The organism is Agromyces bauzanensis (assembly GCF_014645655.1).
GTDB lineage: Bacteria > Actinomycetota > Actinomycetes > Actinomycetales > Microbacteriaceae > Agromyces > Agromyces bauzanensis.
Genome location: NZ_BMMD01000004.1, coordinates 80,990 through 95,495, shown reverse-complemented (window position 1 = coordinate 95,495; position 14,506 = coordinate 80,990). Strand labels below are relative to the sequence as shown.

Annotated in this window: 12 protein-coding genes; all 12 read right to left on the bottom strand. The window is 71.0% G+C overall.

All coding sequences use genetic code 11. The features are described 5' to 3' along the window. Positions 1–26 precede the first annotated feature (26 nt). The 12 genes from IEX31_RS05390 to hisG all read right to left on the bottom strand — a co-directional run bounded on the left by IEX31_RS05390 (position 27) and on the right by hisG (position 14,471). Positions 27–1,484 (bottom strand): glutamate synthase subunit beta, encoded by a 1,458-nt coding sequence (locus IEX31_RS05390; protein ID WP_188742419.1) that lies wholly within the window; start codon positions 1,482–1,484, stop codon positions 27–29. Further along, complete coding sequence (gltB, locus tag IEX31_RS05385) at positions 1,477–6,069, bottom strand: glutamate synthase large subunit (RefSeq protein ID WP_188742418.1); 4,593 nt, start codon at positions 6,067–6,069, stop codon at positions 1,477–1,479. The genes IEX31_RS05390 and gltB overlap by 8 nt, the downstream gene beginning before the upstream one ends. 93 nt (positions 6,070–6,162) lie before the next feature. Next, positions 6,163–7,167 (bottom strand): prolipoprotein diacylglyceryl transferase, encoded by a 1,005-nt coding sequence (lgt, locus tag IEX31_RS05380; protein ID WP_188742417.1) that lies wholly within the window; start codon positions 7,165–7,167, stop codon positions 6,163–6,165. A gap of 59 nt (positions 7,168–7,226) precedes the next feature. After that, on the bottom strand, positions 7,227–8,012 hold the full coding sequence (trpA, locus tag IEX31_RS05375) for a tryptophan synthase subunit alpha (protein WP_188742416.1): 786 nt from the start codon (positions 8,010–8,012) through the stop codon (positions 7,227–7,229). Further along, on the bottom strand, positions 8,009–9,217 hold the full coding sequence (gene trpB, locus IEX31_RS05370) for a tryptophan synthase subunit beta (protein WP_188742415.1): 1,209 nt from the start codon (positions 9,215–9,217) through the stop codon (positions 8,009–8,011). Before trpB ends, trpA begins: the two co-directional genes overlap by 4 nt. Before the next feature lies 1 nt (position 9,218). Further along, a complete protein-coding gene (gene trpC / locus IEX31_RS05365; RefSeq protein ID WP_188742414.1) occupies positions 9,219–9,989 on the bottom strand; it encodes an indole-3-glycerol phosphate synthase TrpC in 771 nt (256 codons plus the stop codon). Between the two features lie 3 nt (positions 9,990–9,992). Next, complete coding sequence (locus tag IEX31_RS05360; RefSeq protein WP_188742413.1) at positions 9,993–10,223, bottom strand: DUF6704 family protein; 231 nt, start codon at positions 10,221–10,223, stop codon at positions 9,993–9,995. A 34-nt stretch (positions 10,224–10,257) separates the two neighbouring features. Next, the gene (locus tag IEX31_RS05355) at positions 10,258–10,923 is read right to left on the bottom strand and encodes a Trp biosynthesis-associated membrane protein (protein WP_229662129.1); all 666 of its coding nucleotides are present in this window, start codon (positions 10,921–10,923) and stop codon (positions 10,258–10,260) included. Continuing rightward, positions 10,920–12,443 carry an anthranilate synthase component I gene (locus tag IEX31_RS05350; RefSeq protein ID WP_188742412.1) on the bottom strand — a complete coding sequence of 508 codons (1,524 nt, stop codon included), beginning with the start codon at positions 12,441–12,443 and terminating at the stop codon, positions 10,920–10,922. Before IEX31_RS05350 ends, IEX31_RS05355 begins: the two co-directional genes overlap by 4 nt. Positions 12,444–12,458: 15 nt before the next feature. Further along, a complete protein-coding gene (gene hisI, locus IEX31_RS05345; protein ID WP_188742491.1) occupies positions 12,459–12,860 on the bottom strand; it encodes a phosphoribosyl-AMP cyclohydrolase in 402 nt (133 codons plus the stop codon). A 2-nt stretch (positions 12,861–12,862) separates the two neighbouring features. Further along, complete coding sequence (gene hisF, locus IEX31_RS05340) at positions 12,863–13,624, bottom strand: imidazole glycerol phosphate synthase subunit HisF (RefSeq protein WP_188742411.1); 762 nt, start codon at positions 13,622–13,624, stop codon at positions 12,863–12,865. A gap of 7 nt (positions 13,625–13,631) precedes the next feature. Beyond that, the gene (gene hisG / locus IEX31_RS05335; RefSeq protein WP_188742410.1) at positions 13,632–14,471 is read right to left on the bottom strand and encodes an ATP phosphoribosyltransferase; all 840 of its coding nucleotides are present in this window, start codon (positions 14,469–14,471) and stop codon (positions 13,632–13,634) included. Positions 14,472–14,506 lie beyond the last annotated feature (35 nt).

Genomic DNA, 14,506 nt, shown 5'->3' with positions numbered 1-14,506 from the left:
TGGTACGCCGTCGGGCGCGCCAAGGGTCAGATGGCGAATGCGCGCGCGTCCGCCCGGATCGGGCTCGGCAACTCGGTGTCGCCTTCAAGGTACCGGTCGACAGCGGATGCCGCAGCCCGGCCCTCGGCGATCGCCCAGACGATGAGCGACTGCCCGCGACCCGCGTCGCCGGCGACGAACACTCCGGGCTGCGCGGTCGCGTACTCGGCGTCGCGGTCGATGTTGCCGCGGTCGGTGACGGGGAGCTGCAGCTGCTCGTCGAGGTCGCGGGTCTCGGGACCCGTGAAGCCCAGCGCGAGCAGCACCAGGTCGGCCGGAATCTCCCGCTCGGTGCCCGCCTTGGGCACTCGACGGCCGTCGAGGTACTCGGTCTCGGCGATGCGGATCGCCCGGAGCTCACCGATCTCGTTCGCGAGGAACTCGACGGTCGACGCGAGGTACTGGCGATTGCCGCCCTCCTCGTGCGCGCTCTGCACCTCGAAGACGGTCGGATGCATGGGCCACGGCTGCTCGGGCGGGCGCGCGGCGCTCGGCTCCCTGCCGATGGCGAGGTTGGTGACCGACAGCGCGCCCTGGCGGTGCGCCGTGCCGATACAGTCGGCTCCCGTGTCGCCGCCGCCGAGCACGACGACGTGCTTGCCCTCGGCCGTGATCTGGTCGAAGACGGGGTCGCCCGCCACGTGGTGGTTGGACTGCGTGAGGTACTCCATGGCGAAGTGCACGCCGGGCAGGTCGCGACCGGGAATGGGAAGGTCGCGCGGCACGATCGCCCCCGTCGCGATGACGACCGCGTCGTACCGCTCGCGCAGCTGCTCCCATGAGATGTCGACGCCGATGTTCACCCCGGCGCGGAAGCGGGTGCCCTCGGCGATCATCTGCGCGAGGCGCTGGTCGAGGTGCTTCTTCTCCATCTTGAAATCGGGGATGCCGTAGCGCAGCAGGCCGCCGATGCGGTCGTCGCGCTCGTAGACCGCCACGGTGTGCCCGGCTCGCGTGAGCTGCTGCGCGGCGGCCAGGCCGGCGGGGCCTGAGCCGACCACGGCGACCGTCTTGCCGGTGAGGCGCCCGGGCGGCTGCGGCTGCACCCAGCCGCTGCCGAACGCCTGGTCGATGATCGAGACCTCGACCTGCTTGATGGTCACGGCCGGCTGGTTGATGCCGAGCACGCACGAAGACTCGCACGGTGCCGGGCAGAGCCGGCCCGTGAACTCGGGGAAGTTGTTCGTCGCGTGCAGTCGTTCGATCGCCGCGCGGCCCTCCCCGCGCCACATGAGGTCGTTCCACTCGGGGATGAGGTTGCCGAGGGGGCAGCCCTGATGGCAGAACGGGATGCCGCAGTCCATGCAGCGACCGGCCTGTCGGTGAAGCTGGGCGGAGTCGCCCGGCTCGTAGACCTCTTTCCAGTCCATGATGCGCACCGGCACGGGTCGCCGCTTGGGCAGTTCCCGCTCGATGACCTTCAGAAAGCCCTTGGGGTCAGCCACCCGTCACCTCCATGATTCGGGTCCACACCACGTCGCCGTCGGGGTCGAGACCCTCGTCGACGGCGCTCTGACGTGTGCGGAGCACGGCAGCATAGTCGCGAGGCAGCACCTTCGTGAAGCGATCGAATGCCGCATCGCCCTCGGCGAGGAGCACCGCCGCGACCGACGAGTCGGTGGTCTCGAGATGCTGCTCGAGCAGGTCGCGAACGATCTCGCGGTCGGCGCTGCCGAGCGGCATCAGGTCGAGCTCGCCCGCACTGAGGGACTCGCGGTTCACGCGTCCCTCGCGGAGGCCGAGCACGTACGCAGTGCCGCCGGACATGCCGGCGCCGAGGTTCCGGCCGGTCTCGCCGAGGATGAGCGCCAGGCCGCCCGTCATGTACTCGAGCGCGTGGTCGCCGACGCCCTCGACGACCGCGGTGGCGCCGGAGTTGCGCACGAGGAACCGCTCGCCGACGATGCCGCGGATGAACATGCTGCCGCGCGTCGCGCCGTAGCCGATGACGTTGCCGGCGATCACGTTGCGCTCGGCGACGAACCCACTGTCGCGGGGCGGCCGCACCACGATCTGGCCACCCGAGAGCCCCTTGCCGACGTAGTCGTTCGAGTCGCCCTCGAGGCGCAGCGTGATGCCGCTCGGCAGGAACGCGCCGAGGGACTGCCCTGCCGATCCCGTGAGCGTGACGTCGATCGAACCGGTCGGCAGGCCGTGCTCGCCGCGATGGACCGTGACCTCGTGGCCCAGCATGGTGCCGACGGCGCGTTCGGTGTTCGTGATGGGAAGCTCGATCTGCACCGTGCCGCCCTCCTCGAGCACGATCCGGCTGCGCCGGATCAGCTCGTTGTCGAAGTGCTCCCCGAGCTCATGGTCCTGCGCACGGAAGTTCCGCCGCGGCTCGGACTCGGAGAAGTCGGGGCCGACGAGCAAGGGCGACAGGTCGAGGCCCGAGGCCTTCCAGTGCCCGATGGCACGGTCGACGTCGAGCAGCTCGCGCCTGCCGACGATCTCCTCCACCGAGCGGTAGCCGAGTTCGGCGAGGTACTCGCGCACCTCCTGGGCGATGAACTCGAAGAAGTTCACGACGAACTCCGGCTTGCCGGTGAAGCGCTTGCGCAGCTCGGGGTTCTGCGTCGCGACTCCCACCGGGCAGGTGTCGAGGTGGCAGACGCGCATCATGACGCAGCCCTGCACGACCAACGGGGCCGTGGCGAAGCCGAACTCCTCGGCGCCGAGCAGCGCGCCGATGATGACGTCGCGGCCCGTCTTCAGCTGGCCGTCGACCTGCACCACGACACGGTCGCGCATGCCGTTGAGCATGAGCGTCTGCTGCGTCTCGGCGAGGCCGAGTTCCCACGGCGTGCCTGCGTGCTTCAGCGAGTTGAGGGGGCTCGCCCCGGTGCCGCCGTCGTGCCCCGAGACGAGGATGACGTCGGCGAGCGCCTTGGCCGTGCCGGCGGCGACCGCGCCGATGCCCGACTGGCTCACGAGCTTGACGTGGATGCGCGCCTTCGGGTTCGCGCGCTTCAGGTCGAAGATGAGCTGCTTGAGGTCCTCGATCGAGTAGATGTCGTGGTGCGGCGGCGGCGAGATGAGCCCCACGCCGGCGGTCGCGTGCCGCGTGCGGGCGACCCACGGATACACCTTCGTGGGCGGCAGCTGGCCGCCCTCGCCCGGCTTCGCGCCCTGCGCGAGCTTGATCTGGATGTCGTCGGCGTGCGTCAGGTACATGCTCGTCACGCCGAACCGGCCCGATGCCACCTGCTTGACGGCGCTGCGGCGCTCGGGGTCGAGGAGCCGGTCGAGGTCCTCGCCGCCCTCGCCCGTGTTCGACTTGGCACCGAGCCGGTTCATCGCGATCGCGAGCGACTCGTGCGCCTCCTTCGAGATCGAGCCGTAGCTCATCGCACCCGTCGAGAAGCGCTTCACGACGGACTCGACCGACTCGACCTCGTCGATCGGCACCGACGGGCGCGTGCCCGTGCGGAGCGCGAACATGCCTCGGAGGGTCATCAGCTCCTCGGCCTGCGAGTCGACGAGCGAGGTGTACTCGCGGAACACGTCGTAGCGGCGGTTGCGCGTCGAGTGCTGCAGCCGGAACACGGTCTCAGGGTTGAACAGGTGCGGGGAGCCGTCGCGCCGCCATTGGTACTCGCCGCCCGTCGCGAGGCGCTCGTGCGCTCGCACGGCGACGTCCTCGGGGTAGGCAACGGCGTGACGGCGCCGGTTCTCGGTCGCGATGACGTCGAGTCCGACGCCACCGAGCTTCGAGGTCGTGCCGGTGAAGTACTCGTCGACGAAGTCCTGCGCGAGCCCGATCGCCTCGAACGCCTGGGCTCCTGCGTACGACGCGATGGTCGAGACGCCCATCTTCGACATGATCTTCAGCACGCCCTTGCCGAGCGCCTTGATGACGTTGTGCACGGCACCCTCGGGCGTGATGCCCGTGATGACACCCGAACGCACGAGCTCCTCGCACGTCTCCATCGCGAGGTACGGATTCACCGCCGCAGCCCCGTAGCCGACGAGCAGCGCGACGTGGTGCACCTCGCGGACATCGCCGGCCTCGACGATGAGCCCGACCTTCATCCGGTTCTCGGCGCGGATGAGGTGGTGGTGCACGGTCGAGAGCATCAGGAGCGACGGAATCGGGGCGAGGTCCTTGTTGGAGTCGCGGTCGCTCAGCACGATGAACGCGGCGCCCTCCTCGATGGCCTCGTCGACCTCGTCGCAGACCGCGGCGAGGCGGTCGCGGAGCGCGTGGGGCCCCTCGTCGAGCCGGTAGAGACCGCGGATCGTGGCGGTCGTGCGCCGGCCGGGCGACGGGTCGATGTGCACGATCTTCGCGAGCTCGTCGTTGTCGATCACGGGGAACGACAGCGAGACCTGGTGGGCGTGCTCGGGTCCGACGGACAGGAGGTTGCGCTCGGGACCGACCGACGACCCGAGCGACGTCACGACCTGCTCGCGAATCGAGTCGAGCGGCGGGTTGGTCACCTGGGCGAACTGCTGGGTGAAGTAGTCGAACAGCAGCCGCGGCCGCTTCGACAGCACCGCGACGGGTGTGTCCGATCCCATGGCGCCGAGGGGCTCCTGACCCGTCTTCGCCATGGGCGTGAGGAGGATGCGCACCTCCTCCTCGGTGTAGCCGAAGGTGCGCTGACGGCGGCTGACCGACGCCGGCGGATGCACGATGTGCTCGCGCTCGGGGAGGTCGGCGAGGCGGATCCGGCCCTGCTCGAGCCACTCGCCCCACGGCTCGGATGCCGCGAGCTCCGCCTTGATCTCGTCGTCCTCGATGAGGCGGCCCGACTCGGTGTCCACGAGGAACATGCGGCCGGGCCGCAGCCGGCCCTTGCGCACGATGCGGCTCGGCTCGATGTCGAGCACGCCGATCTCGCTCGCGAGCACGACGAGCCCGTCGTCGGTGACGAGGTAGCGACCGGGACGCAGGCCGTTGCGGTCGAGCGTCGCGCCGACGAGGGTGCCGTCGGTGAATACGATCGCGGCGGGGCCGTCCCACGGCTCCATGAGCATGGAGTGGTACTCGTAGAACGCGCGGCGAGCGGGGTCGATCTCGACCTGGTTCTCCCACGCCTCGGGCACCATCATCATGACGGCGTGCGGGAGGCTGCGTCCGGCGAGGGTGAGGAGCTCCACGACCTCGTCGAACGAGGCGGAATCGCTCGCGCCGGGCGTGACGATGGGCAGGATCGGCGTGAGGTCGCCGAGGACCTCCGACTCGAGCTGCGACTGCCGTGCCCGCATCCAGTTGCGGTTGCCCTGGATGGTGTTGATCTCGCCGTTGTGCGCGATCATGCGGAACGGCTGCGCCAGCGGCCACGACGGGAACGTGTTCGTCGAGTACCGCGAGTGCACGAGCGCGAGCTTCGAGGCGAACCGCTCGTCGGACAGGTCGGGATAGAACGGCTCGAGCTGGAGCGTCGTGACCATGCCCTTGTAGACGAGGGTGCGGCTGGAGAGCGATGCGAAGTACAGGTCGAGCTCGCGCTCGGCGCGCTTGCGGAGCCGGAAAGCGAGCCGGTCGAGCGCGATGCCCTCGAGCCGGCCGCCCTCGGAGGTCGTCGCTGCGGACTGCACGAAGAGCTGCTGCACGGCGGGCATGGCGGCCCGGGCGAGCGTGCCGAGCTCGTCGGGGCGCACGGGCACCTCGCGCCAGCCGATCACCTGGAGGCCCTCGGATGCCGCGAGCTCGCCGAGTCGCCGCTTGACGCCCGAGCGGGCGGTCGGATCGACGGGCAGGAACGCGTTCCCGACCGCGTAGGCGCCAGCCGCGGGCAGCGGGAACAGGGCGACGGCGCGCAGGAACTCGTCGGGCACCTGCGTGATGATGCCCGCACCGTCGCCCGTGCCGGCGTCGGAGCCTACGGCGCCGCGGTGCTCGAGGTGACGGAGCGCGTCCAGCGCGGCGGTGATGATGTCATGTCCTGCCGTGCCCCTGAGGGTCGCGACCATCGCGAGGCCGCAGGCATCCTTCTCGGCGGCGGGGTCATACAGGCCCTGGGCGTCGGGAACGAGGCCGAACCTCGAGAAGGGTGGAGTGAGCGACACGTGGACCGTCCTCATCAACTAGGTGGCAGCGGGGGACGTCGTCGGCCCTGCGAAGGGATGTCGCGACGCCATGGTGCGGCGTCGCTTCGGAGAACGTGGGAGCGGGCCCTACGGGGAGGTCGACCGGCTCGAGCTTGTGGCTGCCGTCGTGCCCGCGGTGTTCTCACCCTCGACGCCATCGTCGAGAGAGTCGGACTCGGTTTCGTCCGAGTCTACCTCAGCGTCGGGACCCGTCCATTCACGACCCGGAACGTAGGGACTGGGCTCGTTGCCGGTGTGCCGACGGGACTGCACGACGAGGATCACCAGCCCGAGCACGATCGCGGCGAACGACGCCCAGACGTTCGACCGGATGCCGAGGAACATCTCGCTCGGGTCGACGCGGATCGACTCGAAGAACGCCCGGCCGGCGCCGTACCAGATCAGGTAGACCGCGAGCGCCTTGCCCCAGCGGAGGTTGATCCTCCGCTCGAGGAGGATGATGAGCGCGGCGCCCGCGAGGTTCCAGATGATCTCGTAGAGGAACGTGGGGTGGAAGAGCGTGCCATCGGCGAGGCCGGCGGGGAACGCGGTGTTCGTCGACTCGATCTCGAGGCCCCACGGCAGGTCGGTGGGCAGGCCGAAGAGCTCGTGGTTGAACCAGTTGCCGAGGCGGCCGGCGGCCTGCGCGACGAGCAGGCCCGGTGCCAGGGCGTCGGCGAACGACCAGAAGCGGATGCCCGTCATGCGACAGCCGATCCAGACGCCGACGGCGCCGCCGATGAGCGAGCCGTAGATGGCGTTGCCGCCCTCCCAGATGTTCCAGATCGCTCCCGGCTGGAACGGGTTCCAGACGTTGGCGCCTTCGTAGAAGTAGTCGTCGGGGTGGGTGAGCACGTGGAAGATTCGCGCGCCGATGATGCCGAGCGGCACCGCCCAGAGGGCGATGTCGAGTACGACGCCGGGCTCGGCGCCGCGCTTGGTGAGCCGCCGCGACGTGATCATGACGGCGAGGATGATGCCCAACAGGATGCACAGCGCATACGTGTGGATGTTGAGCGGCCAGCCGAACAGGTTGAGTTCCCAGACCTGCCAGTCTTCGTCGGGGCTCGGGATGCTGAGCGGTGCGATCACTCGGGCTGCTGCCTTTCCTCGGGGAAACGTCGGCCCGCGTGGGCCTCAGTCAGCGTACTTCACTCGGCCCGCGTGCCGCGCGCGAGCTCGGCCGCGAGAGCGCCCGCGGCGTCGACGCCGCCGTCGGCGAGGGCCTTGACGAGCGCCGAGCCCACGATGGCGCCGTCGGCGTACTCGAGCACCTCGGCGACCTGCGCCGCCGTCGAGATGCCGAGTCCGACGCAGCTCGCGGGGGCTCCCGCGGCCTTGAGGCGTGCCACGAGTGTGCGGGCCGCAGCGTCGACGTCGCTGCGCGCGCCAGTGATGCCCATGGTGGAGACCGCGTAGACGAAGCCCCGGCTCGCCTCGACGGCCTGGCGGAGGCGTGCATCGGTGGAGGTGGGCGCGGCGAGGAACACGCGGTCCAGTCCGGTGCGCTCGGATGCCGCGATCCACTGCGCCCCCTCATCGGGGATGAGGTCGGGCGTGATCAGCCCGGCGCCGCCCGCGGCGGCGAGGTCGTCGGCGAAACGGTCGACCCCGTACTGCACGACGGGGTTCCAGTAGGTCATGATCAGCACCGGGGCATCCGTGCGTTCGGTGACCCGCCGCACGGCCTCGAAGCCGTCTGCGAGCCGGAAGCCGTTCGCGAGCGCCTGCTGCGTCGCCGCCTGGATGACCGGACCGTCCATGACGGGGTCGGAGTAGGGCAGCCCGAGCTCGAGCACGTCGACCCCGTTCTCGACGAGCGCGAACGCCGCGTCGACGCTCTCGTCGAGCGTCGGGAAGCCGACGGGGAGGTAGCCGATCAGCGCGCCGTTCGCGTCGTCGTTGCGGCGCCGGATGACGGGGCCCACCGTCCTCACCTGGGATTCTCCTCGTCGTAGAGCTCGAAGTACTTCGCCGCCGTGTCCATGTCCTTGTCGCCCCGACCCGAGAGGTTCACGAGGATCGTCGCATCGGGGCCGAGCTCGCGGCCGAGCTCCATCGTGCCCGCGAGCGCGTGCGCCGACTCGATGGCAGGGATGATGCCCTCCGTGCGCGAGAGCAGGCGCAGGGCCCCCATGGCCGCGGCATCCGTGACCGGGCGGTAGTTCGCTCGGCCGAGGGCCGACAGCCACGAGTGCTCGGGACCCACTCCGGGGTAGTCGAGGCCGGCGGAGATCGAGTGCGACTCGATGGTCTGGCCATCCTCGTCCTGCAGGAGGTAGCTGCGCGCGCCGTGCAGCACGCCCGGGCGGCCCATCGTGATGGTGGCCGCGTGCCGCTCGGTGTCGACGCCCTCCCCCCCGGCCTCGTAGCCGTAGAGCGCCACGTCGACGTCGTCGAGGAACGCGTGGAAGATGCCGATCGCATTCGAGCCCCCGCCGACGCACGCGGTGACCGCGGTGGGCAGGGCGCCCGTCAGGTCGAGCACCTGCTGGCGCGCCTCCTCGCCGATGATCTTCTGGAAGTCGCGCACCATCTCGGGGAACGGGTGCGGACCGGCCACGGTGCCGAAGATGTAGTTGGTGGTCTCGACGTTCGTGACCCAGTCGCGCATCGCCTCGTTGATGGCGTCCTTCAACGTGCGCGACCCTGCGGTGACGGCCACCACGTCGGCGCCCAGCAGGCGCATGCGGGCGACGTTCAGCGCCTGGCGCTCGGTGTCGACCTCGCCCATGTAGATCGTGCACTCGAGGCCGAAGAGCGCCGCGGCCGTCGCCGTCGCGACGCCGTGCTGGCCCGCGCCCGTCTCGGCGATGACGCGGTGCTTGCCGATGCGCTTGGTGAGCAGCGCCTGCCCGAGCACGTTGTTGATCTTGTGCGAACCCGTGTGGTTCAGGTCTTCGCGCTTCAGGATGACCCGAGCGCCGCCGGCGTGCTCGGCGAAGCGCGGCACCTCGGTGATGATCGACGGGCGCCCCGTGTAGCTGCGGCCGAGCTCGGTGAGCTCGGCGCCGAAGGCGGGATCGAGCTTCGCGAGGGTGTAGGCCTCGCTCAGCTCGTCGAGGGCGGCGACGAGGGATTCGGGCACGAATCGCCCGCCGAAGTCGCCGAAGTACGGACCGGTCTGCGCTCTGAGCGCCATGTCACACCGCCAGGAATGCTCGGAGGTTGGCTACGGGGTCGCCCGTGACGAGCGCCTCGCCGACGAGCACCACGTCGGCACCGGCCGCGCGGTAGTGCGCGACGTCGGCGGCCGACTGCACTGCCGACTCGGCGACGCGGACGGCGCCATCGGGGAATCGGTCGGCCAGGCGGCCGAAGAGGTCGCGGTCGAGCTCGAAGGTCGAGAGGTCGCGGGCGTTCACGCCGATGAGCCGAGCGCCGAGCGCCGCCGCCCGATCGAGTTCGTCGGCGGAATGGGTCTCGACGAGCGGCGTCATGCCGAGGTCGACGATGAGGTCGAACAACTCCCGGAGCGCGTCGTCGTCGAGCGCGGCCACGATGAGGAGCACGAGGTCGGCGCCCGCCGCGCGTGCCTCGAACACCTGGTAGGCCGTCGAGATGAAGTCCTTGCGGAGCACGGGGAGCGCGACGGCGGCGCGCACCGACACGAGGTCGGCGAGCGAACCGCCGAACCTGCGGCCCTCGGTGAGCACGCTGATCGCGCTCGCGCCGCCGAGCTCGTAGCTGCGTGCGAGCGCAGCGGGGTCGACGATGGGCGCGAGCGCACCGCGCGACGGACTCGACCGCTTGATCTCGGCGATGACCTTGACCTGCCCGGCCGGGTGGAGCACCTCGAGCGCGTCGAGCGCGGCCGGGCGCAGCAGCGCCTCGCGCTCGACGTCGACGAGGGATCGCGCCGCACGGCGCGTCTCAGCGTCGGCGACCGCGTTCGCCGTCAGCTCGGAGAGCACGCGTCAGTGCACCTTCGGGCTCACCTTGGCGCCGCCGACCCCGTAGCCCGCACGGGCGAGGGCCCACCCGACGATGAGTCCGACGACGAGCACCACGGCCGAGGCCCAGACGAGCCACTGCACGTCGAGGAAGAACGCGACGGTTCCGACCGTGATGGCGATGAGCATGATCGTGACAGCGGTCCACGCCGCGGGCGAGTGTCCGTGGCCGGGATCAGCGGTCTCAGTGCTCATGATGCTCCTTCGTGACGGGGGTACGTCCGCCAGTCTAGCGGCTGGCCCCGGGTCGCCCGTCGTCACCCGGCGGCTCGTCGGTGGGGTCGTCGCCACGGCTGAGCTCGTCCCAGTCGTCGATGGCCCTGTCGGATGCCGCGCGCCCGCGGACGGCGGCCGACACGGTTCCGTCGGCCTCGGCGAGACGCGGCGAGCGGTAGCGGCGCGATGCCGCCGGCCAACGCGTGCCGGTCACGAGCACGACGATGCCCGCCGCGACGAGCAGGACGCCGCCGACCAGCGCGGCCACAGGCCACGCGGTCGGCACGGCGGAGACCACGAGCTCGGTGGTGGGGTCCGAGCCCGAGACGCCCGTGGCATCCGTCACCGCCGGCGAGACGGCCGCGATGGGATCGCCGAGGCTCATGCCCGCGGCCAGCAGCACGCACCCGCCGAGGACCACCTCGAGGACGGCCAGCACCATCCGGATCGCCGGACCCGCGATCGCGAGCGCCGCGACGAGGGCGAGGCCGGCCAGGCCCAGCGCCGCGAGCGCGGGCGACGCGATGCTCCCGGGCACCGCGATCGCATCGCCCGAACTGCTCGCCGCGGCATCCGCCAGTTCGAGCTCGAACCAGGTCTGGCTCCACGACAGGAGCGCCAGGCCGCCACCGAGGATCGTGGCGACGAGCGCGGGCAGCTTCATGCGGGCGGCGCTCACCCGACCCTCCGCATGGCGTTCGCGACGGCGACGGCTCGCAGCGGCGCGGCCGCCTTGTTCTGCGACTCCTGGAACTCGGACTCGGGCACCGAGTCGGCGACGAGGCCGCCGCCGGCCTGCACGCGCGCGACGCCGTCCGAGATGGTGGCCGTACGGATCGCGATGGCGAGGTCGGCGTCGCCGCCGAATCCGAAGTAGCCGACGACGCCGCCGTACAGGCCGCGTTGCGCGGGCTCCAGCTCGTCGATGATCTCGAGGGCGCGCGGCTTCGGCGCGCCCGAGAGGGTGCCGGCGGGAAACGTCGCGCGGAAGACGTCGACCGCGTTCCGCCCCGGAGCGAGATCGCCCTCGACACTCGACACGAGGTGCATGATGTGGCTGAACCGCTCGACGCGCATGAACTCGGTCACCTCGACCGAGCCGGGCAGGCACACCTTCGCGAGGTCGTTGCGTGCGAGGTCGACGAGCATGAGGTGCTCGGCCTGCTCCTTGGGGTCGGCCACGAGCTCGGCCTCGAGGTCGGCGTCGTCCTCGGGCGTCGCCCCGCGCGGCTTCGACCCCGCGATGGGGTGCGTGAACACGCGGCGGTCCTCCACCTTCACGAGCGCCTCGGGCGAGGAGCCGACGATCCAGTACGGCTCCCCCGCCGGATCCTCGAGGTGGAGCACGTACATGTACGGACTCGGGTTGAGGCTGCGGAGCACGCGGTAGACGTCGATGGGGTGCGCCGTGACCTCCTGCTCGAACCGCTGCGAGATCACCACCTGGAAGATGTCGCCCTCGCGGATGTACTCCTTCGAGCGTTCCACGGCGGCGAGGAAGTCGGTCTTCTCGGTGCGGTGGCGGGGAGCGGCGGCCGTCGTCAGGTCGATCTCGGCGAGCCACGCCTCCGACGGGCGGGCGAGGGCCAGCTGCATCCGGTCGAGGCGCTCCTGTGCGCCGGCCCAGAGGGAGTCGGGCGACTCCGCGCCGTCGTTGAGCACCGACGCGACGAGCCGCACGGTACCGGTGCGATGGTCGATGACGACGAGCTCGGACACGAAGCTGAACGCCTGTCCCGGCATCCGGTAGTCGGCCGGCGGGCGATTCGGCAGGTGCTCGATCTGCCGGATCGCCTCCCAGCCGATGAATCCGACGAGCCCGCCGGTGAGCGGCGGCGCGCCGGGGATGTCCTCGGTGGCCCAGCGCTGGTGGAGCGCCTCGAGCGCGGCGAGCGGGGCGAGCTCTCCGGCGTCGCCGAGCGCGCGCTCGGCGGACAGCCCGTAGTCCTGCCACTCGACACGGCCCTCGTGCTCGGTGAGCACGCCGTACGAGGATGCGCCCACGAAGGAGTAGCGCGACCAGATGCCGCCCTGCTCCGCCGACTCGAGGAGGAACGTGCCCGGTCGGCCCTCGGCGAGCTTGCGGTAGATGCCGACGGGCGTCTCGCCGTCGGCGAACAGCTCGCGCGTGACCGGCACGACGCGCCGGCCGCGCAGGAGTCGGGTGAACTCGTCGAACGTGGTGGTGGCGCCTGGCACGCGGGTCTCCTCGGTTCAGTCGGTGGTGGCCGCGCCATGCGCGACCAGCAGCGGGTCGCCGTCGAAGCAGGTGCGCGTGCCGGTGTGGCATGCGGCGCCGACCTGCTCGACCGTGACCAGCAGGGTGTCGGCGTCGCAGTCGAGCGCGGCCGATCGCACGTACTGCACGTGGCCCGAGGTGTCGCCCTTGCGCCAGTATTCCTGCCTGGAGCGCGACCAGAACGTGACGCGACCCTCGGTGAGCGTGCGGCGCATTGCCTCGCGGTCCATCCAGCCGAGCATGAGCACCTCGCCGGTGCCCTCCTGCTGGATGATCGCGGGCAGCAGCCCGTCGGCGCCGAACCTGGCACGATCCAGAGGCGAGGCGCCGGGCGACCACGACTCCTCGTCGCGCTCCAGCTCCTCATCGCCCGGCATGATCATCGCACGATCCTCCCGTCTGCGGCGAGGGCCGCCTTCACCTCGGCGATGGTCACCTCGCCGTTGTGGAACACGGATGCCGCGAGCACCGCGTCGGCGCCGGCGGCGATCGCCGGCGGGAAGTCGGCGACCGAGCCGGCGCCGCCCGAGGCGATGACGGGGACCCGGGAGTGCTCGTGCATGAGTGCGGTGAGCTCGAGGTCGAACCCCTGCTTCGTGCCGTCGGCGTCGATCGAGTTGACGAGCAGCTCCCCCGCGCCGAGCTCGATCGCCGTGCGCGCCCATTCGAGCGCGTCGAGGCCGGTCTCGGTGCGGCCGCCGTGCGTCGTGACGACGAACCCCGACTCGGTGCACCCCGATCGCTTGACGTCGAGCGAGAGCACGAGCACCTGCGCGCCGAACCGGTCGGCGATCTCGGCCACGAGGGCCGGCCGCGCGATGGCCGCGCTGTTGACGCCGATCTTGTCGGCGCCGTGACCGAGGAGGCGCGCGACGTCCTCGGCCGAGCGCACGCCGCCGCCCACCGTGAGGGGGATGAAGACCTGCTCGGCGACGCGCTGCACCATGTCGTAGGTCGTGGAGCGGTCGTCGACGGTGGCCGTGACGTCGAGGAACGTGAGCTCATCGGCACCCTGGTCGGAGTAGCGCGCGGCGAGCTCGACAGGGTCGCCCGCGTCGCGCAGGTTCTGGAAGTTCACGCCCTTCACGACGCGGCCGGCGGCCACGTCGAGGCACGGGATCACGCGGACGGCGAGCGTCATCGGGGCCTCACAGCCTCGCCGCGTGGATCGCGCTCACGAGGATCGCGCGCGCCCCGAGAGCGTAGAGCTCGTCCATGACGTGGTTCATGTCGATGCGCGGGATCATGACGCGCACGGCCACCCAGTCGGGGTCGTGCAGCGGCGAGACCGTCGGCGACTCGAAGCCCGGGGCCGCCTCGGTCGCGCGCTCGAGGTGCTCGACCGGCACGTCGTAGTCCAGGAGCACGTACTGCCGGGCGACGAGCACGCCCTGCAGCCGCCGGAGCAGCGTCGCGGCGCCCGGACGCTCGACACCCGAGCCGATGAGCACGGCCTCGGACTCGAGGATGACGGGACCGAAGATCTCGAGGCCGGCCTTGCGCAGGGTGGACCCCGTCGACACGACATCGGCCACGGCGTCGGCGACGCCGAGCCGCACAGCCGACTCGACGGCGCCGTCGAGCTTCACGAGCCTCGCGGTGACGCCGTGCCGGGCGAGGAAGTCGCCGACGAGGCCGGGGTAGCTCGTCGCGACGCGCACGTCGGCGAGGTCGACGAGCGCGTGGAACCGTCCATCGGGACCCGCGAAGCGGAACGTGGACTCGCCGAACCCGAGCGGCGCGATCTCGGTCGCCTCGGAGCCGGAGTCGAGCAGCAGGTCGCGACCGGTGATGCCCACGTCGAGGGCGCCGGAGCCGACGTAGGTCGCGATGTCGCGCGGGCGGAGGTAGAAGAACTCGACCCCGTTGCGGGGGTCGGCGGTGTGCAGGTCGCGCGGGTCGCGCCGGCCGGTGTACCCGGCCTCCCACAGCATCTGCGCAGCGGTCTCGGCGAGCGAGCCCTTGTTGGGCACGGCGATTCGGAGCATTTCCTGCCTTATGTTCCTGGCAACACTGGCGTGTC

Coding starts and splice junctions, on each gene's coding strand:
- trpB (WP_188742415.1), bottom strand. CDS start 9,217: ATGGCGCTCAGAGCGCAGACCGGTCCGTACTTCGGCGACTTCGGCGGG.
- hisG (WP_188742410.1), bottom strand. CDS start 14,471: ATGCTCCGAATCGCCGTGCCCAACAAGGGCTCGCTCGCCGAGACCGCT.
- IEX31_RS05360 (WP_188742413.1), bottom strand. CDS start 10,223: ATGAGCACTGAGACCGCTGATCCCGGCCACGGACACTCGCCCGCGGCG.
- hisF (WP_188742411.1), bottom strand. CDS start 13,624: ATGACGCTCGCCGTCCGCGTGATCCCGTGCCTCGACGTGGCCGCCGGC.
- gltB (WP_188742418.1), bottom strand. CDS start 6,069: ATGAGGACGGTCCACGTGTCGCTCACTCCACCCTTCTCGAGGTTCGGC.
- hisI (WP_188742491.1), bottom strand. CDS start 12,860: ATGCCGGGCGATGAGGAGCTGGAGCGCGACGAGGAGTCGTGGTCGCCC.